This window comes from Achromobacter xylosoxidans, assembly GCF_001457475.1.
Classification (GTDB): Bacteria; Pseudomonadota; Gammaproteobacteria; order Burkholderiales; family Burkholderiaceae_B; genus Achromobacter; species Achromobacter xylosoxidans.
In genome coordinates this window covers 4032614-4050054 of sequence record NZ_LN831029.1, presented here as the reverse complement: position 1 = coordinate 4050054, position 17441 = coordinate 4032614, and the positions used below count along the sequence as shown (strand labels likewise).

Here is a 17441-nt window from a genome sequence, read left to right as displayed (position 1 = left end):
GGGCGCGAGGGCCGGGACGTTATTCGTCGGCGGAACGTGCCGTACGCAAAACGCGCAGCGCGTCAGCCACCTCCTCCAGCACCGGCTGCCATGCATGCGGAGCCGGTTGGCGGAACAGGCGTATTGACGGATACCAGGGACTGTCGCGGCGCTCCCGCAGCCAGCGCCAGTCGGACGCGAAGGGCAATAGCGCCCAGGCCGGGCAGCCCAGCGCGCCAGCCAGGTGGAGCGGCGATGAGTCCACCGACACGAGCACATCCAGCTGGGTCAGAATGGCCGCGGTGTCGTCGAAGTCGCGGATATCCTGGCTCAACGGCACCATGCTCAGGCCCGGCGGGGGCGAGGCCGCCTGGGCCGACGCCTCGCCCAGTTGCAGGCCGACGAAGGTGACGCCGGCCTGCGCCAGCGGGGCCAGATCGGCCAGGGCCAGGGAACGCTGGGCGTCGCGCGGATGGGTCGGCCGGCCGGCCCAGACCAGGCCGACCAGGGGGCGCGGCAAGTCAGCCAGCCGCGCGCGCCAGAGAGCCACACAGGCCGGGTCGGCGCGCAGGTAGCCAGTGCGCACGGGCAGGTCGTCAAGCCGCAAGCCCAGCGCCAGCGGCAGGCTCATCAGTTCGCAGTGCGAATCGAACGGCGGCGGCGGCGAGCCAGTGACGATGACTTCATCAATCCCGTCGCCGCGCCGCGCCAATGCGTGGCACGGCTCCTTGACCTCCAGGACGATGCGGGCGCCGCTGCGCGCGCGGGCCAGCGCCACCAATTGCAGGAACTGGAAGGTATCGCCGTAGCCTTGCTCGTCATGCAGCAGCAGCGTCTGGCCGGGAATGGGGCGGCCGTCCCAGCGCGGCTTTTGCACGTGGCGGGCCAGCGCCGCCGTGTGCGCCAGGTGATAGCGGTAGCGGTATTCGCGCCAGCCGGCATCGAAATCTCCTTCCGTCAGCAGCACCTCCGCCAGCTCGAAACGCGACCCCGCGTCGCCCGGCTCCGCGCGCAGCACGCGCTCCAGGGCGTCGCGCGCGTCCCGCAGTTTTCCCTGCGGCCGCAGGGCCTGGACCAGCAGGCGCAGCAGCGCGACATGATGCCCCGCCTGCGTCAGCGCGTCGCGCAACAACGTTTCGGCCTGGGCGTGTTGGCCCTCGCGGAGCAACGCCTCGGCCTCGCGCAGCGTGTGTTCGTCGTGCGGTGGGGGCTGCTTCGAATGTGTGCCCGGAACCCCCTGTAGCGGAGACTGCCGTGGCCGCGCGCGTTCCAGCGCGGCCAGATTCCGGTGGGCCTCTGGCATTAGCGGGTCGATCTCGATGGCGCGCCGGATGGCGGCCAGGGCGGCGTCGTGCCGGCCGTCGTCGCCCAACGCCACCGCCATGTTGCTCAAGGCCTGCGCGTAGTCCGGGTCCAATTCCAGGGCGCGGCGGTAATGCGCCAGCGCCTGCGGGTTGTCGCCCAGGCGCTTGCAGGTGTTGCCCAGGTTGTTGTGGGCCTGCGGGCTGTCGGGCAGCAACGCGGCCACGCGCTGCAGGCAATCGAGGCTGGCGGCAAGCTGGCCTGCCTCCTGCAGGATGATGCCCAGGTTGTTCCAGCCCTCGGCCAGCCCCGGGTCGGCGGCTACCGCGCGGCGGGCGGCCGCCTCGGCTTCGTCGAGCCGTCCCTGCTGGCGGCACACTTCCGCCAGATTGCTGCAATAGGCGGCCGGCGCCGCGGGCGGCTGGCAGGCCGCGCGCAGGTGCGCCAGCGCCAGCGCTGGATGGCCGTACGCATGCGCGATCAGGCCGAGCAAATGCCGCGCGTCGGGCTGGTCCGGAACCGCGTCCAGCACGCGCAGGCAAAGGTCTTCGGCTTGCGCGGCCTGACCGGCGTTCCAGTGCGTGTGGGCCAGGGCGATGGCCTCGCGGACGGTCAACGGCGGGGCGGCGCGGTCGGCGGTCGGGCCCAAGAAGGTCGCTCCTTGTAAATCGGCATTGGCGGCAAAAGTGTGATTATCTTCGCGGTGGGCAGGAATTGACCAGTGATTGCGCCTTTTCTTTTCGCTTCAGCCGCCGTGGCGCCGGCTATATTGTGCGCAAATATTCCACCCGTTGGCCAAAAAGGCCGCTCGTCCCGTCGTGGATGCGCCGCGCTGTCGCATGCGTCCGCACCACGTTCACAGTGCACCGGGATGACGCCGGCCATCGCAAATACAAGGGTCCCCGCTTTGAACCACATCTACCGTCTGGTATGGAACCGCCGCCTGCGCGTCTGGCAAGCGGCGTCGGAACTGGCATCGCAAGCGCGCGCGGGCGGGATCTCGCGCGGCCCCGTCCTGCCTTTCCCGCCGCGCCGTCATGCGCTGGGCGCCGCGCTGGCGCTCGCACTGGCCGGGACCGGCGGGGCGGCCCAGGCGGACTGTATCCGCGTCGGCCTTCTCGTCCAATGCGCCTCGCCAGCCAATCCTGTCACGCCGTCCTACGCGGATGCGTCCAATAACCTGGAGGTCACCGTGACTGGCACGGGGTCGTTGGGCGTCATACCGCCCGGCGGCGGCACCGCGCTCAGCCTGACCGGCAGCAACGTGACCGTGTCGAACCATGGCAAGATCGACCCTAACCCGCTTGGCGTGAATTCGGCCGGGTCGACCGGCATGTTCGTCGGCAACAGTTCGGCCGGCGTCACACGGGTGACCAATGAGATGACGGGGGCGATTGTCGGCGTCACCCCCGGCGTCGGCGGCGGCTCCAGCCTGCCGTCGCTACTGGGCATGGCCGTGGCCGTGCAGAACGGCAGCGGCGGGACGAGCTATCTCACCAACGCTGGCATGATAAGCAGCAGAGATGTGGACGGCACCGTCACCGCGGCGGCGGACAAGGCCGTCATTGCCGCTTACGGCGGCGCCAAGGTGGAATTCCTCAACGACCGTACCGGCACCATCGTCGGCCGCGTCGCGTTCGAAGCCGCCGGCATTCCCGGCGAGGGGCACAGTTTCACCAATGCCGGGACCATCGTCGGCGGCGTGTCGCTGGGCCAGGGCGGCAACAACACCTTCACCGCCGTCTCCGGCTCCGTCGTGTTTCGCGGTTCGGGATCCTCGTCAGCCGACCTGCCGGTGGCCGGTCAGCCCGGGCTTGCCTTCGCGCCTGCCGGCACGGTCGATGGCGGCATGGGCGGGGGCAACACGCTGGTGCTGCAGAACGCGCTGCCGTCCGCGGGCACGGGCAGCGGCACGGGAGGGGCGGTCACCGCCATCTCGGGGCTGACCTACATCAACTTCCAGAACCTGCGTATCAACAGCGGTTCCTGGATATTGCAGGATTCGCCCCTGGTCTCCGGCGGCAGCGTGACACTCAACGGCGGCCTGGCGACGCTGCAGCACGGCGCCATGCTAGGACTCGGCCCGATCAACGCGAATGGGGGCGCGATTGCCGCCGGCGGCGCGCCGGGGACGTTGAGAATGGCCAACGACTTCGTGCTGGGTCCTGGCGGGCTCACGGTAACAGGCGCCAATGGCATGACGCTGTCCGGCACGCTGTCCGGCGCGGGGGCGCTGAGCCTGACTGGCACCGGCACCGTCATCCTCACCGGCGCCGGCAACCATGCCGGCGGTACTTTCGTGCAAGCCGGCACCCTGCAGATAGGCAACGGCGCCAACTCGGGCAGCCTGGCCGGCGACGCGGACATCGCGGCGGGCGCGGCGCTGGTCTTCAATCGTAGCGATACGGTCCGCTTCGACGGGATACTGCGCGGCGCCGGACAGGTGCGCCAGGCCGGCGCCGGCACCCTGGTGCTGGCTGGCGAGAACGCCTTCGCGGGCACCACGGTGGTCGACGCGGGCACGCTGCAAGTGGGCGATGGCGGCAATCGCGGCTCGTTGCGCGGCAATATCGTCAACAACGCCAACCTGCGGTTCGATCGCGCGGACGACTCCGCCTACAGTGGCGCGATTTCCGGCGCGGGCGCAACGACGAAGCTGGGAGCCGGGACGCTCGCGCTCACCGGCGACAGCAGCGCCTACACGGGCGCCACGCAGGTGGCGGCCGGCACGTTGCAGGTGGACGGCAAGCTTGGCGGCCAGGTGCTTGCCGCGAGCGGATCGACGCTGTCCGGCTCCGGAACGCTGGGCGCGGTGACCATCGCATCCGGCGCCACCCTGGCCCCGGGCAGCGCCAACCTTCCCACGGGCCGCATGAACGTGCAGGGGGACCTGACCTTCCAACCGGGCTCCGTCTTTCGCGTCGCCACCACCCCCGATGGCATGGCCAGCAGTGTGCGGGTGGCCGGCAGCGCCAGCCTGGCCGGCTCGGTCGTGCACATCGGCCAGAACGGCAACTATGCGCCTTCCACCACCTATACCATCCTGACCGCGGACAATGGCGTGCTGGGACGCTTCGACAGTGTCTCGAGCAACCTGGCGTTCCTGACGCCGTCGCTGGCCTACGACAGTCAGCGCGTCGATCTGGTGGTGAGCCTCAAGCAGGTTCCGTCCGATGACGGCGGCTCGCGCCCGATCCAGTTTGTCGACGCGGCGGCCAGCGGTAACCAGCGCGCGGTGGCGCGGGCCCTGCAGAGCCTGGCGCCGGAGAGCGCGTTGTACCGGCACGTGTTGAACCTGCCGGACGGCATGCCCGCCCAGGCCTTCAATGCGCTCTCGGGCGAGGCCCATGCCAGCGCGATGTCGATCCTGCAGGGCGCCACCAGCGCAATGACGCAGATGCCGCTGTCGCGGCTGCGCGCCAATCTGGGCGCGGGCTGGGCCCCTGGCGCGCCGACGGCACAGCTGGGCAGGGGCGATGCCGCGTCGCTGCCGCAATCGAATGCGCAACCGCTCTGGACCCAGGTGTTCGGCAATTGGACCACCCTGGGCGGCGACGGCAACGCCGCCCGTACCACGCAGACTGACTCGGGCATGATCCTAGGCGGCGACGTAGCGGTCGGCGCGCAATGGCGCCTGGGCGGCGCGCTGGGCTACACCAACAGCCGCAGCCGTACCAGCGACCGGGCCTCCAGCGCCGACGTCGACAGCTACAGCGTCACGCTGTATGGCGGCCGGGCCTTCGAGGCCGGCGCGGGCCGCATCAACCTCAGCCTGGGCGCCGCCTATACCTGGCACGACGTTGACACCCGCCGCAGCACCGCCGCCGCCGGCCTGGACCAGACGCTCAAGGCCGGCTATGGCGCCAGCACGGGACAAGTATTCGGTGAACTCGGTTATGCCGTGCCGTTGAATGACCGGGTCACGCTCGAGCCTTTCGTCGGCGCCAACTTCAACGACCTGCGTACCCGCGGCTTTTCCGAATCCGGCGGCGACGCGGCGCTGCGCGGCGAGAGCGGCCGCAGCCGCATCACGACTACCACACTGGGCCTGCACGCGCGCAGCGATTTCGAAAGCGCCGGCGCGCGCGGCGCGGTGCAGGGCACGCTGGGATGGCGGCATGCTTTCGGTGATCGCAACCCGCTCAGCACGATGTCCTTCGTCCAGGGCGGGGACGCGTTTTCGGTAACGGGGGCGCCGGTGGCGCAAGACGCCGTCGTGGTCGAACTCGGCGTGGGCATCGACGTCAGCAAGCGCACCACGGTAAGCGCACTGTATGGCGGGCAGTTCGGCGATGGCAACCGGCAGAACAGCGGCACGCTGGAAGTGAAATACCGCTACTGACTCCGGCAGCGTCCCGCGCGGCGCGAGCCCGGATTGTGAAAACGCCGCGCCACGGCAGTGCCGCGGCGCGGCGCATCGTTTACGCCACCGTCACCGGAATCTGGCGCGGTTGCGCTTCGCGCACACGCGGCACGCGCAGCGTCAGGACCCCTTGCTTGAGGTTGGCGCTGATCGCGTCCTTGTCGAATTCCGGTCCCAGCCGGAACGAGCGGCGAAACAGCGGCTCGCGCAGTTCGCTGTGGATCAGGCGCAGTTCCTGCGGCACCGGCACGGCGGCTTCGCCTTCGATGACGAGCACGTCGGATTCGACCTTGATGTTCAGGCGTTCCTTGGTGACGCCGGGCAGGTCGGCCAGCACCGTGACGCCGGCGGTGTCCTCGAAAATGTCCACGGCGGGCAGGGTGGCGGGGCGCCGCTGCGCGGCGCGGCTTTCTTGTTCGACAACGAGTTCGTTACGCGTATTCATGATGCTATCTCCTGAATAGTGCGATGGGCGGGCGTTACTGCACCGGGATGAGACGCGGCTTGGACGACTCCTTCTTCTTGATGGAGACCAACAGGCAGCCGTCGACATAGCGCGCCTGCACGTTGTCCGCGTCGACGTCGGCCGGCAGTTCGATGGCGCGGGTGAATGAACCGTCGGCGCGTTCACGCGCGTAGTAGCGCGCGTTCTCGGGCAGCGCCTGCGCTTCGCGCGTGCCGCTGATCGTCAGCAGGCCTTTCTCGATGGACACTTTCAGGGTGTCCGGATCGATGCCGGGGATGAATGCCACCACGACCGCGGCCTCATCCGACACGCCGATATTGACCGGCGGAAAATGCCCGCGCGGCAGGGCGCGCAGGGTGGCGGGCAGGCCCGCGCCGCGCAGGATGCGGTCCATCTGTTCCTGGACCGCGTCGAAGAAGGACTCGACACCGGTATCGGTGAATGGGTAGTTCGCCATGATTACCTCCCAAGATGGTTTGGACAGGATCGGGGCCGCTTCATGCGTCGCAATCGCCAGCCGCTCGACCGCTTCAACAGAGATATGAGTGCGGTCCGCGCGGATTCAAGACCCGCCATTTTTGATTCGTGAAATCGTGTGGCGCAAGCGCATAGACAGCATCGAACGGCGGCTCGCGAGGACGCGGGGACGACGGATTTTTCGGGCCGCACACGCAAAAAAAAGGCACCGCGCCAGTGGCGCGATGCCTTCACGCTGCTCCGGTCCGAGAGGGGTCAGAAGTCCATGGCTTCGGCCGGCGCCGCCTGCGGCTTGGTCTCTTCGGCGGCCTGCGCGACGGTCGCGTCGGTCGTCAGGATCAGGCCGGCGATCGACGCGGCGTTCTGCAGCGCGGTGCGCGTGACCTTGGTCGGGTCGACCACGCCGATTTCCACCAGATCGCCGTACTCGCCGGTGGCCGCGTTGTAGCCATGATTGCCCTTGGCGTCCGCCACCTTGGCCACCACCACCGACGGCTCCTCGCCGGCGTTGGCCACGATCGCGCGCAGCGGCGCCTCCAGGGCGCGGCGCACGATGCGGATGCCGGCGTCCTGGTCGGCATTGGCGCCCTTGAGGTCCTGGATGGCCGCGCGCGCGCGCAGCAATGCCACGCCGCCGCCGGGCACGATGCCTTCCTCGACGGCCGCGCGGGTCGCATGCAGGGCATCGTCGACGCGGTCCTTCTTCTCCTTCATCTCGACTTCCGTGGCGGCGCCGACCTTGATGACGGCCACGCCGCCAGCCAGCTTGGCCACGCGTTCCTGCAGCTTCTCGCGGTCGTAGTCGCTGGTGGCGTCCTCGATCTGCTTGCGCAGCGTCTTGACGCGGGCGTCGATGGCTTCCTGCTTGCCGGCGCCGTCGATGATGATGGTGTCTTCCTTGCGCACCTCGATGCGCTTGGCGCTGCCCAGGTCCTGCAGCGTGGCCTTCTCGAGCTGCTTGCCGGTCTCTTCCGAAATGACCGTGGCGCCCGTGAGGATGGCGATGTCCTCCAGCATGGCCTTGCGGCGGTCGCCGAAGCCCGGCGCCTTGACCGCGGTGACCTTGAGCACGCCGCGCATGGCGTTGACCACCAGGGTGGCGAGCGCCTCGCCTTCGACATCCTCGGCCACGATCAGCAGCGGTTTGCCCGCCTTGGCGGCGCCTTCCAGCACCGGCAGCAGTTCACGCACGTTGGAGATCTTCTTGTCGTACAGCAGCACCAGCGGGTCGTCGAGCTGGGCCACCTGCTTCTCGGGATCGGTGATGAAGTAGGGGCTAAGGTAGCCGCGATCGAACTGCATGCCCTCGACGATATCGAGTTCGTTGTCCAGCGACTTGCCGTCCTCGACGGTGATCACGCCTTCGCGTCCGACCTTGTCCATCGCATCGGCGATGATCTTGCCGATGGCTTCATCCGCGTTGGCCGACAGCGCCGCCACCTGCGCCGTTTCCTTGCTGGTGGAAATTGGCTTGGAAAGCTTGCGCAAGGCCTCCACCACGGCCGACACGGCCTGGTCGATGCCGCGCTTCAGGTCCATCGGATTCATGCCGGAGGCCACGTACTTCATGCCTTCCTGCACGATGGCCTGCGCCAGCACGGTGGCGGTGGTGGTGCCGTCGCCGGCCACATCGGCGGTCTTGGAGGCGACCTGCTTGACGATCTGCGCGCCCATGTTCTCGAACTTGTCCTTCAGTTCGATCTCCTTGGCGACCGAGACCCCGTCCTTGGTGATGGTGGGCGCGCCGAAGCTGCGTTCCAGCAGCACGTTGCGGCCCTTGGGGCCGAGCGTCACCTTGACGGCATCGGCCAGGATGTTGACGCCCTTGACCACGCGGGCGCGGGCGTTATCGTGGAATTTGACGTCTTTGGCACTCATTTCTTGCTCCTCGATTCGCGATGGCCGGGCCTCAGGCGGCCTTCTTCAATTGCTTGTCCTGCGGCGTGAGCACGGCGAAGATGTCGTCTTCGCGCATGACCAGCAGCTCCTCGCCGTCGACCTTCACGGTCTGGCCGGCATACTTGCCGAAAAGGACGTGGTCGCCCACCTTGAGTTCCGGCTCGCGCAGCGAGCCATCGGCGTTGCGCTTGCCCTGGCCGACGGCGAGTACTTCGCCTTGCTCGGGCTTTTCGGCGGCGGAGTCCGGGATGACGATGCCGGATGCGGTCTTGCGCTGTTGTTCGATTCGCTTGACGATAATCCGGTCATAGAGGGGACGGATCTTCATGACTCTATCTCCTGAAGTCTTGATCATCAAAAAGTGAATACCGGCGCGTTGCGCGCCGCACGGCAGCGCCACGCATCGGGCATCCACGAACGGGATGCGCAAAAAATCTATGGGCGGGCCAAAGACGCTTCAAGGGTCAAAAATGCATCAAAATGAAACTTAAAGAATCAGAAAATCCTTGCCTCGTCCAAGCCGGTAAAGCACCTTGCGGCGCAGTTCGCGGCCGTCCGGTTGCAGCGGCACCGGGCAGGGTAGGGAGCGTCCGCCGTCGGCGTCCAACGTATCGTCGTCGCCGTCCAGTTGGCGCCACAGGCCGCCCTTGCGTGGCCTGAACAGCCAGCGCACGTAGCCCTTGCGCGCCGCCAGTTCAAGCAGGTCTTGCTGATCCGGCGCTTCCACCACGACGGTGTCGTCCGATCGCGGCAGGTCGGAATAATCGGCGAAGGCGCGGTGGCCGGCCACGGCTTCCGAGGCTGGCGCGTTCAGGCGCCACCAGGGCGGGCGCGCCAAGCGCTCGACATCCCAGGCGCCAAGCGCCCATCCGGCGTCGATGATCGCGCGGTCCAGCACGGCAAAATCGCGCCAGCGCAGATTGAGTTGGACCGCCGACCCGGCGACGGAGCGCAGTCCGCCGTCCGCCGTGCCATCACGGTGAAAGCCATGCCAGTGCAGCGTGAGAATGAGCGGCGTGTCGGCCTTGCGGATGGCGCTGGCCGTCACGGCATACAGCGGCATGCGCAGGGCCGCGGTGTGCGAAGCGATCGTCTCGATGATATCCATGCGTGCGACTCCAACGACGGGCCTGCGTGGCAGGCCATGGCAACGATTTCGCTGGAGCAAATTTATCGCTTCGGGCAGGGATGCTCAAGATCGCGGCGGACACCGTCGGACGAACATGCCGGAAGCGCGCGGGTGATTGATCTTTCAATATCTACTAAAAGTAGGCTACTATTCGTATATAGAAACTCTGTACGGAAGATCCGCATGCACGCGCTTATCGTTGTCGCACATCCCGACCCCGCATCCCTGACCCATGCCATCGCCGCCCAGCTCGCGCAGGGCGTTGTCGCCCGCGGCCCGGAACATTCCTTCGAGATCGCGGATCTGGCCGCGGAAGGGTTCGATCCGAGGTTCACCCAGGCCGATGCGGCCCTGCATCTGAAGCAGGCTGCGTCGTCGCCGGACGTCGTCGCCGAGCAGGCGCGGATCGACCGCGCGGATGCATTGGTGTTGGTCTATCCGGTTTACTGGTGGTCGTTCCCCGGCCTGTTGAAAGGCTGGATCGACCGCGTGTTCACCAACGGCTGGGCCTATGACGCCGGCGCGGACGGCAAGCTGGTCAAGAAACTGCAGCGCCTGCCCGTGCATCTGGTTGCCAGTGGCGGCGCCGATATGCGAACCTACGGCAGGCATGGCTACTTCGGCGCCATGAAAACGCAGATCGACCACGGCATCTTCGGCTACTGCGGCGCGCGCGTCGCGACATCGGAATTGCTGCTTCCTTCGGATGCCGGCTTTCCGGCTTCCCATCTCGACGCGGCGCACGCCATCGGTCAGCGGATTTTTGCCGTGCAATCCTGATCGATACCCGAGAATACAGATGTCCGCCGTTCCCGTTCCCGCTCCCGCTTCCCCGCCACGCCGCCGCCTGTCGAAAGACGAGCGCTCGCGCCAGCTGATGGAGGTTTCCTGGAAACTGGTCAGCGAGGAAGGCACCGACGCCTTGACCCTGGGACGCCTGGCCGAAGCGGCCGGCGTCTCCAAGCCGGTGGTCTATGACCACTTCGGCACACGCAATGGCCTGCTGGCCGCCTTGTACCAGGACTTCGACGCGCGCCAGACGGCGATCATCGATGACGCCATTGCGGCCAGCAAGCCGAGCCTGAAGGACAAGGCCGGCGTCATCGCCGAGCGGTACGTCGCATGCGTGTCGACGCAGGGGCGCGAGATTCCCGGAGTGCTGGCGGCGCTGGACGGCTCGCCGGAACTGGCGGCCGTGAAACGGCAGTACCAGTATGCCTTCATCGAAAAATGCCGGCGGCTGTTTGCGCCCTTCGCCGGGCCGCAAGGCATTGCCACGGCCAGCCTGTGGGCCATGCTGGGCGCGGCCGACGCGCTGTCGACCGCGGCCGTCGCCGGTGAAATTTCCGAGGCGCAGGCGTGCGACGAACTCCGCAAGACCATCCTGGATATGGTCAAGCGAAACAAGTGACGCGCGGCGCGGCCAGCGCCGCGCCAATGAGGCCCGTCAGTACAATACCGGCCTGCCCGAAAAAGGAGTTTTCATGGACGTCGCACTCGGCGCAAGAATGGGAGGGCCGGAGGCCGGCTCGCGGTTCCTGCCCGCCGTCGTCGCGTACCGGCCCAGGTTGAAAGCCGCGTTGGCGCCGGTCGTGGTGCCTGGCGCCGCCACGCTGGATATCGAGCTATTCGTGGGCGGCAGCATCAGCGATTACGCCGAGTCGGGGTTCAGCGCCGTGGCGAAGTACTCGGGCAAGAAGGCGGCCCTTGCGCTTGCCATCCAGGTCCCGCGCCACGACGCGATGGCAGTGGCCGACGCGGAGGCGAATGCGGCGGTGGCCAGTTGGGTGGCTCGCGGGCTCGAATCCATGAAACGCTCCGCCAGCGCCGGCGCGCTGGATCTGACCGGGGTGCTGGCGGCGCTCAAGCGCGCGTAAGCGCCGGCCTCCTCGGTCCGATTGCTGGCTCGGCGGCGCGCGGTCGCGTGTTGTCCGTCGGACGCAGCCGGAAGGCACAGAGATGGCTCGGGTATAGTGGGCCCACCTCAATTTCCGGCCGTGCCCGCCCCATGCCATCGTCCATCTTCCGTCCTCATCTCCCTTCCCTTGGCGCCCTGGCGCTGGCCCTGCTGGCCCTGCCGGGGACGCAGGCCGACGCCGCCCAGCGCACCGTCTACAAGGGCACGCTGCAAGGGGCCGGCGAGGTGGTGCTGGAACTGGATGACGCGGCCGGCGCCAACGGGGTCGTGAGCGGGCGCTATTTCTACCCGAAGAGCGGCGTCGACATTCCCCTGCGCGGCACGGGCGACGTCCTGTACGAGCCCAAGCCGCACCCGGCGCGGCCTCCGGCTTCGGACACGGCCGCGATCGACGCGCCCGACCGCGCCGCCAGCTGGCAAGGCACGCGTGACGAGAAGGGCTATCGCGGGCAGTGGACCGACACCCGCACCGGCAAGCAACGCCGCTTCGACCTGCAGCGCGTGGCCGGCTACGACACCGCGCAACTCGAACGCGACCGCGCCAAGGCGCGCGCCACGCAGGCCGACGTGGGCGACATCGACCTCAAGGCGGGCATCGACGCTGCCCGCGCGCCCTATGAAACACTGAAGCTGGCCGGCCACGCCAAGCCGGTGGGCAAGGACGTCGGCACGGGCGCGGTGGCCTACCGCATGTGGCAAGATCCGCGCACCGGGTTTGCCTATCCACGGCTCAGCCGTCATCCCGATCCGCAGGTCATGCGGCGCGTCAATGACCTGCTGGAACAACGCCACTGGCGCAAGAGCCTGGGCGCGCTGGAATGCATGGCCTCTGCCTACACCAGCACGAGTCCCGGCGCGGGCACGTTGGGCGGGTTCGACGAAGAAAACATCAACGTCACCTGGCTGTCGCGCGCGCTGCTGACCGTGACCGAAGCGGGCAGCCTGGATTGCGGCGGGGCGCATCCCGCCAACCATTTCGAGCCATACACCTTCGACTTGCTGCGCGGCGAATACCTCGATTGGAACCGCGTCTTCGACGCCTACGCGCCGGGCAAGCGCAGCTTCGGCCGCGAGCCCAGCGCGGCGCTGCTGGGGCTGGTGGAACAGGTGGTCAAGGCCGGCCCGCCCGAGGACCGCGCAGAGCAGCATCCCAACGTGGAAGATTGCGCCGACCTCTGGCCGCAATACCTGGCCCTGGGCGCCACCTCGCCGGGGGCATTGAGCCTGTCGGTGTCCGGCGTGGGACACGCTTCGGGCGCCTGCCTGGGTACCCACGGCAGCGTGCCGTTCAAGGCACTGCAACCCTACCTGAAGCCGGGCGGGCAGGCGTATCTGGTGACTGACTTGGACTCAAACTGATAAACGACGTGTCATTGTTGACGGTCCAATGTTCGGCGCACAGGATGAGTCCTTGCAGACGCGATGCCGATTGGGATGCCGTGGGGTGAACACAATTTCACCCCTTCAATTCCCGCATCGTGTATCGTTACGGGATACGTTCACGAATGATCATTGGATTTCGCCACAAAGGCCTTGAGGTCTTCTATCGCACCGGTTCGACGCGAGGCATCCAAGCTTCACATGCCGGCAAGCTTAGGCGGATCCTGGCCGTTCTGGATGTGGCTGCCAGGCCTCAGGATATGAGTATGCCCGGCTATAAGCTGCACTCGTTGAAAGGCGAACTCGCGAACCAATGGTCAGTCTGGGTCAACGGCAATTGGCGCGTGACATTCCGCTTTACCGAGGCGGGTGTCGAGCTGGTCGATTATCGCGACTACCATTAGGAATCATCATGATGCATAACCCTCCGCATCCGGGCGAAGTGTTGCGGGAAGACGTTATTGCCCCCTTGGGCCTGTCGGTGACAGACGCTGCTGATCGCCTGGCGATGTCGCGGGTGGCGCTGTCGCGGGTACTCAACGGCAAGGCGGGTATCAGTCCGGACCTCGCCGTCCGATTGGAGCAGGCGGGAGCGGGCACCGCGCAGGCGTGGGTCGCGATGCAGGCGAACTACGATCTGTGGCAGGCATTGCAGCACGAGCAACCGCCAGTCAGGCCCCTGGCTTCAGTGGCGGATGCGCATTAGGCCCGCTTGCGTCACCGGCGTGTGACCGCCCCGGATGAAAAGCGCCCCAAAGGTGTAGCGCGGGAGGATAGGGGGCAGCGTCGCCACGAGGGTTCAGGACATCGCCGCGTGGAAAAGGCGCACGCCGTGCCAGGCGCCCGCCAGGCACAGCAACAGGGCCGCGCAGGTGGCCGCCATGACGACGCGCGGGTCCGGCGCGCTGGCGCGCGCGCCAAGCGAGGTGGACAGGCGCGCGCGAACGCGGGCATACAGCCAGCCGGCCAGCGCCATGACGAGCAGCCCGACGCCGATCGCGGCGGGTTCCCCGTGCAAGGCTCCGCCGCGCATCAGCAGGAAACTGTTCAGCAGCAGGCCCAGGCAGGTGCGCCGCCAGGCCAGCAGGGTTCGCTCGGGTTGCAGGCCCGGATCGCGGGGATAGGTCATGGTTGGCGCACAGCTGGCCGGGTTCACAGGGGGGGATCAAGCGTGGCTGAGCAGCAGCCAGCACACGCCCGCGCCGATGGCAAGCATGGCCAGGCACAGCAGCGCCAGGGCCGGGCTGTGCGGCAGCGCCGCCGCATGGCGCATGGCGATTTCGTTGCCGCGCCAGCGCCGGTAGGCGCTGGCGCTGGCCAGCACCGCCAGCACGCACAGACCGAGCGCGAGTCCGGTGCGCACGGCCGGACTGCCGGCCATGCCGGGTTGATCGAGCAGCAGGCCGGCCGCCAGCAAGGCCAGCGCCGAGCGGATCCACGCCAGGAAGGTGCGTTCGTTGGCCAGGGAATAGCGGTAGTCGGGTTCGCTGCCGCGGTGACGCCACAGAGGGGATTTCATTTTTTCAGGTGAAGCGCAAGGGTCTTAGGGTAAGTCCCGACACGGCCGGGCATTGAACTTAAGAACTATATAGGACTATAGTTTTGACACGGCACGGAGTCAACGCGCCGAAACGCAAAACAAGGGGCGAGACATGGCAACTGCAGCACCAGGGAAGGTGAATGTACGAGGGTGGGTCGTGACAGTGCTTCTGGCCTTGTTCATGGTCATCAATTTCATGGACAAGGCGATTCTTGGCATCGTGGCCGTGCCGCTGATGCAGGAACTGAGCATCGAGCCGGCGCAGTTCGGCATGATCGCCAGCAGCTTTTTCCTGTTCTTCTCGGTCTCGGCGATCGGCTTCGGTTTCCTCGCCAACCGGGTGTCGTCCAAGGTCGTGCTGGTGGTGCTGGCCGGCATCTGGGGCGTGTCGCAAATGCCGCTGGCCTTCTTCGCCTCGGTGCCGCTGCTGTATTTCTCGCGGATTCTGCTGGGCATCGGCGAGGGGCCGGCGTATCCGCTGGCGCTGCACTCCTGTTACACCTGGTTCACGGACGACCAGCGCAACGTGCCGTCGTCGGTGATTTTCCAGGGCGTGACGGTCGGCCTGCTGATCTCCGGGCCGGTGCTCACCTACATCATGCTCAACCACAGCTGGCACGCGGCGTTCCTGCTGCTGGGCGTCCTGAGCATTGTCTGGATGGTGCTGTGGCTGCTGTTCGGCGGCGACGGGCAGGTCCGCAACGCCGGCGCCAGCGCCGACGCATCGCAGGCGCGCGTGCCTTACTGGGTGCTGCTGACGGATCGCACCTTCCTGGCCAACATGCTGTTGTACTGGACCACGTATTGGATCTTCTCGGTGATGTTCACCTGGATCCCGGCCTACATGAGCAAGGCGCTGGGTTACTCCACGCAGGAAACCGGCTGGATGTTCATGATTTTCACCGGCATCAACATTCCGCTGGTGCTGGTCGGGTCGTGGCTGTCGCAGCGCATGCTCAAGCGCGGCGTCGCTTCGATCTACGCCCGCGGCTGGCTCAGCTGTGCATTCGTGTTGCTGGGCGGGGCCTGCATCCTGCTGTCGCTGTACGTGGCCGAACACCCCACGCTGCGCGTGCTGTTGCTGGCGCTGGGCTGCAATCTGCCGCAACTGACATTCGTGCTGAGCTCGGCAATCGTCGCCGAGATCTCCTTCGATTCGCAGCGCTCGGCCGCGATGTCGATCAGCAGCGCGCTGGCGACCACGGGCGGCCTGGTGGCGCCGGCCTTGATGGGCCGTTTCATCGGCAGCGGCAACACCATCGCGGCTGGCTATGAGCAGGGCTTCCTGGTGTCCGCGGTGCTGGCGATCGGCGTGAGTCTCGTCGGCGTGCTGTTCATCAATCCGCAGGCCAGCCGCCGACGCATGCAGGCCCGCATGATCGCCGCGTCGGGCGCGGTCGCAGGAACCATGCCGGGCGGCGCGCAGCGGCTGTCCTGACGGATCTTCTTCCCTTTTCCAGAACCACGATGAGTCATAAGCCATGAAGGAAACGAAACAAGAGCGGGCCGCGGCGGCCGCGAGCCTGGATGCGGCGGCCTATCCCCAGGCGCTCGCCCTGTACGTGGGCGGACAGTGGCGCGGCGCGCAGGGGCGCGACACGCTGGCGGTGCGCAATCCCGCCAACGGCGCCGAGTTGGGCAGGCTGCCGGTGGCCACGGACGAGGACATCGACGACGCGCTGCGCCACGCCGACAGCGCGTTCGCCACCTGGTCGCGCACCAGCGCCTGGGAGCGGGCGGCGATCCTGATGCGCGCCGCGCAGCTGATCGACCAGCGGCGCGGCGAGATGGCTGTCGTTCTGACGCTGGAGAACGGCAAGCCGCTGGCCGATTCGGACGGCGAGCTGAGCCGGGTGATCGAGGGCATCATCTACTGCGCGGAGGAATGCAAGCGCGCTTACGGCCGGCAATTGCCGCCGCGCTCGCCGCTGTTGACGCAGACCACGGTCAAGCGTCCGATCGGGCCGGTGGCGGCTTTCGTGCCGTGGAATTTCCCGGCGTTCCTGGCCGCCCGCAAGGTGGCGGCGGCGCTGGCGGCCGGTTGCACGGTGGTGCTCAAGGCGCCCGAGGAAACCCCCGCCATCGGCATGCTGCTGCTGCGGGCGTTCCTGGATGCGGGCGTGCCGTCCGGCGCGATCAGCCTGCTGTATGGCAAGCCGGCGCAGATTTCCGAGCGCCTGATCGCCTCGCCGATCATCCGCAAGGTCTCCTTCACGGGCTCGGTGCCGGTGGGGCGGCTGCTGGCCATGCTGGCCGCGCGCCATCTCAAGCCGTGCACGATGGAACTGGGCGGCCATGCGCCGGTGATCGTCTGTGACGACGTCGACGTAGCCCGCGTCGCGCAGGCATGCGTCGCATTCAAGTTCCGCAACAGCGGCCAGGTGTGCCTGTCGCCCAGCCGCTTCTTCGTGCAGGACAGTCTCTACGAGGCTTTCGTCGCGCACTTCGTGGAATACGCCGGCCAGCTCGAAGTGGGCGACGGATTGGCCGCCGGCGTGCGGATGGGGCCGCTGAACAACGAGCGGCGCCTGGCCGCCGCGGCCGGCCTGGTCGAGGACGCGCAGCGGCGTGGCGCCAACGTCAGGCTGGGCGGGACCCGCCTGGCGGGCGAGGGCTACTTCTTCCCGCCGACCGTGTTGACCGACGTACCGGCCACGGCCCGCATCCTGCACGACGAACCGTTCTGCCCGGTGGCGCCGATCCTGCCGTTCGGCACCCTCGACGACGCCATCGCCCGGGCCAATGCCGTCGAGTATGGCCTGGCGGCCTATGCGTTCACCAACGACCTGCAGCGCGCCGCCACCTTTGCCGAGGGCATCGATGCCGCCTGGATCGGCATCAACAACTTCACGCCCTCGCTGGCGGACGCGCCGGTCGGCGGCGTCAAGGACAGCGGACTGGGCTACGAAGGCGGGCCGGAAGGCCTGGACGCATACCAGCAGATCCGCTTCGTCAGCCAATCGAATCTGCGTGTTTGATCCATTCCCA

17 protein-coding genes are annotated in these 17441 nt (G+C 67.5%); 9 read left to right on the top strand and 8 right to left on the bottom strand.

The window, feature by feature from the left end:
* Window positions 1–19 precede the first annotated feature (19 nt).
* Window positions 20–1930 (bottom strand): tetratricopeptide repeat protein, encoded by a 1911-nt coding sequence (locus tag AT699_RS31100; RefSeq protein ID WP_024069399.1) that lies wholly within the window; start codon window positions 1928–1930, stop codon window positions 20–22.
* A gap of 258 nt (window positions 1931–2188) precedes the next feature.
* Between AT699_RS31100 and AT699_RS18145 the strand changes: the two genes are divergently transcribed.
* Window positions 2189–5623, top strand: coding sequence for an autotransporter domain-containing protein (locus AT699_RS18145; protein WP_058207384.1), 3435 nt, complete (start codon window positions 2189–2191; stop codon window positions 5621–5623).
* A gap of 79 nt (window positions 5624–5702) precedes the next feature.
* On the opposite strand, the gene AT699_RS18140 is transcribed toward AT699_RS18145, so the two are convergent.
* The 5 genes from AT699_RS18140 to AT699_RS18120 form a co-directional block, all read right to left on the bottom strand.
* Window positions 5703–6089, bottom strand: a complete 387-nt coding sequence (locus tag AT699_RS18140) for an Hsp20/alpha crystallin family protein (RefSeq protein WP_020928275.1) — start codon at window positions 6087–6089, stop codon at window positions 5703–5705.
* Window positions 6090–6123: 34 nt separating this feature from the next.
* Complete coding sequence (locus tag AT699_RS18135) at window positions 6124–6567, bottom strand: Hsp20/alpha crystallin family protein (RefSeq protein ID WP_020928274.1); 444 nt, start codon at window positions 6565–6567, stop codon at window positions 6124–6126.
* A gap of 275 nt (window positions 6568–6842) precedes the next feature.
* Entirely contained in the window at window positions 6843–8465 is a 1623-nt protein-coding gene (gene groL, locus AT699_RS18130; protein ID WP_024069397.1) for a chaperonin GroEL, read from the bottom strand.
* Between the two features lie 31 nt (window positions 8466–8496).
* Entirely contained in the window at window positions 8497–8814 is a 318-nt protein-coding gene (locus tag AT699_RS18125) for a co-chaperone GroES (protein ID WP_006386586.1), read from the bottom strand.
* Window positions 8815–8973: 159 nt separating this feature from the next.
* Window positions 8974–9594: a hypothetical protein gene (locus tag AT699_RS18120; protein ID WP_024069396.1), complete on the bottom strand. Its 621-nt coding sequence runs from the start codon at window positions 9592–9594 to the stop codon at window positions 8974–8976.
* A 204-nt stretch (window positions 9595–9798) separates the two neighbouring features.
* Here AT699_RS18120 and AT699_RS18115 point away from each other — a divergent pair, with 204 nt between their 5' ends.
* From AT699_RS18115 to AT699_RS18090, 6 genes are all read left to right on the top strand, one after another.
* Window positions 9799–10395 carry an NAD(P)H-dependent oxidoreductase gene (locus AT699_RS18115; RefSeq protein ID WP_024069395.1) on the top strand — a complete coding sequence of 199 codons (597 nt, stop codon included), beginning with the start codon at window positions 9799–9801 and terminating at the stop codon, window positions 10393–10395.
* A 19-nt stretch (window positions 10396–10414) separates the two neighbouring features.
* Window positions 10415–11026, top strand: a complete 612-nt coding sequence (locus tag AT699_RS18110) for a TetR/AcrR family transcriptional regulator (RefSeq protein WP_024069394.1) — start codon at window positions 10415–10417, stop codon at window positions 11024–11026.
* 73 nt (window positions 11027–11099) lie between these two features.
* Window positions 11100–11492: a hypothetical protein gene (locus AT699_RS18105; RefSeq protein ID WP_145964684.1), complete on the top strand. Its 393-nt coding sequence runs from the start codon at window positions 11100–11102 to the stop codon at window positions 11490–11492.
* A gap of 131 nt (window positions 11493–11623) precedes the next feature.
* Window positions 11624–12892 (top strand): hypothetical protein, encoded by a 1269-nt coding sequence (locus tag AT699_RS18100; RefSeq protein WP_024069392.1) that lies wholly within the window; start codon window positions 11624–11626, stop codon window positions 12890–12892.
* Between the two features lie 146 nt (window positions 12893–13038).
* Entirely contained in the window at window positions 13039–13317 is a 279-nt protein-coding gene (locus AT699_RS18095) for a type II toxin-antitoxin system RelE/ParE family toxin (RefSeq protein WP_006386579.1), read from the top strand.
* Window positions 13318–13328: 11 nt separating this feature from the next.
* A complete protein-coding gene (locus AT699_RS18090) occupies window positions 13329–13619 on the top strand; it encodes a HigA family addiction module antitoxin (RefSeq protein ID WP_197487178.1) in 291 nt (96 codons plus the stop codon).
* Between the two features lie 93 nt (window positions 13620–13712).
* Here the strand turns inward: AT699_RS18090 and AT699_RS18085 are convergent, their stop codons facing one another.
* Both AT699_RS18085 and AT699_RS18080 read right to left on the bottom strand, forming a co-directional pair.
* Window positions 13713–14042: a DUF202 domain-containing protein gene (locus AT699_RS18085; RefSeq protein WP_049054559.1), complete on the bottom strand. Its 330-nt coding sequence runs from the start codon at window positions 14040–14042 to the stop codon at window positions 13713–13715.
* A 36-nt stretch (window positions 14043–14078) separates the two neighbouring features.
* Complete coding sequence (locus AT699_RS18080) at window positions 14079–14432, bottom strand: YidH family protein (RefSeq protein ID WP_006386575.1); 354 nt, start codon at window positions 14430–14432, stop codon at window positions 14079–14081.
* Window positions 14433–14610: 178 nt separating this feature from the next.
* Between AT699_RS18080 and AT699_RS18075 the strand changes: the two genes are divergently transcribed.
* The gene (locus tag AT699_RS18075) at window positions 14611–15891 is read left to right on the top strand and encodes an MFS transporter (protein WP_223821435.1); all 1281 of its coding nucleotides are present in this window, start codon (window positions 14611–14613) and stop codon (window positions 15889–15891) included.
* A 43-nt stretch (window positions 15892–15934) separates the two neighbouring features.
* A complete protein-coding gene (locus AT699_RS18070) occupies window positions 15935–17431 on the top strand; it encodes an NAD-dependent succinate-semialdehyde dehydrogenase (protein ID WP_024069387.1) in 1497 nt (498 codons plus the stop codon).
* Window positions 17432–17441: the final 10 nt, after the last annotated feature.

Bases quoted from the DNA above. Each gene is read 5' to 3' on its own strand.
- AT699_RS18140 (WP_020928275.1), bottom strand. From the start codon at position 6,089: ATGAATACGCGTAACGAACTCGTTGTCGAACAAGAAAGCCGCGCCGCG.
- AT699_RS18135 (WP_020928274.1), bottom strand. From the start codon at position 6,567: ATGGCGAACTACCCATTCACCGATACCGGTGTCGAGTCCTTCTTCGAC.
- groL (WP_024069397.1), bottom strand. From the start codon at position 8,465: ATGAGTGCCAAAGACGTCAAATTCCACGATAACGCCCGCGCCCGCGTG.
- AT699_RS18125 (WP_006386586.1), bottom strand. From the start codon at position 8,814: ATGAAGATCCGTCCCCTCTATGACCGGATTATCGTCAAGCGAATCGAA.
- AT699_RS18120 (WP_024069396.1), bottom strand. From the start codon at position 9,594: ATGGATATCATCGAGACGATCGCTTCGCACACCGCGGCCCTGCGCATG.
- AT699_RS18115 (WP_024069395.1), top strand. From the start codon at position 9,799: ATGCACGCGCTTATCGTTGTCGCACATCCCGACCCCGCATCCCTGACC.
- AT699_RS18110 (WP_024069394.1), top strand. From the start codon at position 10,415: ATGTCCGCCGTTCCCGTTCCCGCTCCCGCTTCCCCGCCACGCCGCCGC.
- AT699_RS18105 (WP_145964684.1), top strand. From the start codon at position 11,100: ATGGACGTCGCACTCGGCGCAAGAATGGGAGGGCCGGAGGCCGGCTCG.
- AT699_RS18100 (WP_024069392.1), top strand. From the start codon at position 11,624: ATGCCATCGTCCATCTTCCGTCCTCATCTCCCTTCCCTTGGCGCCCTG.
- AT699_RS18095 (WP_006386579.1), top strand. From the start codon at position 13,039: ATGATCATTGGATTTCGCCACAAAGGCCTTGAGGTCTTCTATCGCACC.
- AT699_RS18090 (WP_197487178.1), top strand. From the start codon at position 13,329: ATGCATAACCCTCCGCATCCGGGCGAAGTGTTGCGGGAAGACGTTATT.
- AT699_RS18085 (WP_049054559.1), bottom strand. From the start codon at position 14,042: ATGACCTATCCCCGCGATCCGGGCCTGCAACCCGAGCGAACCCTGCTG.
- AT699_RS18080 (WP_006386575.1), bottom strand. From the start codon at position 14,432: ATGAAATCCCCTCTGTGGCGTCACCGCGGCAGCGAACCCGACTACCGC.
- AT699_RS18070 (WP_024069387.1), top strand. From the start codon at position 15,935: ATGAAGGAAACGAAACAAGAGCGGGCCGCGGCGGCCGCGAGCCTGGAT.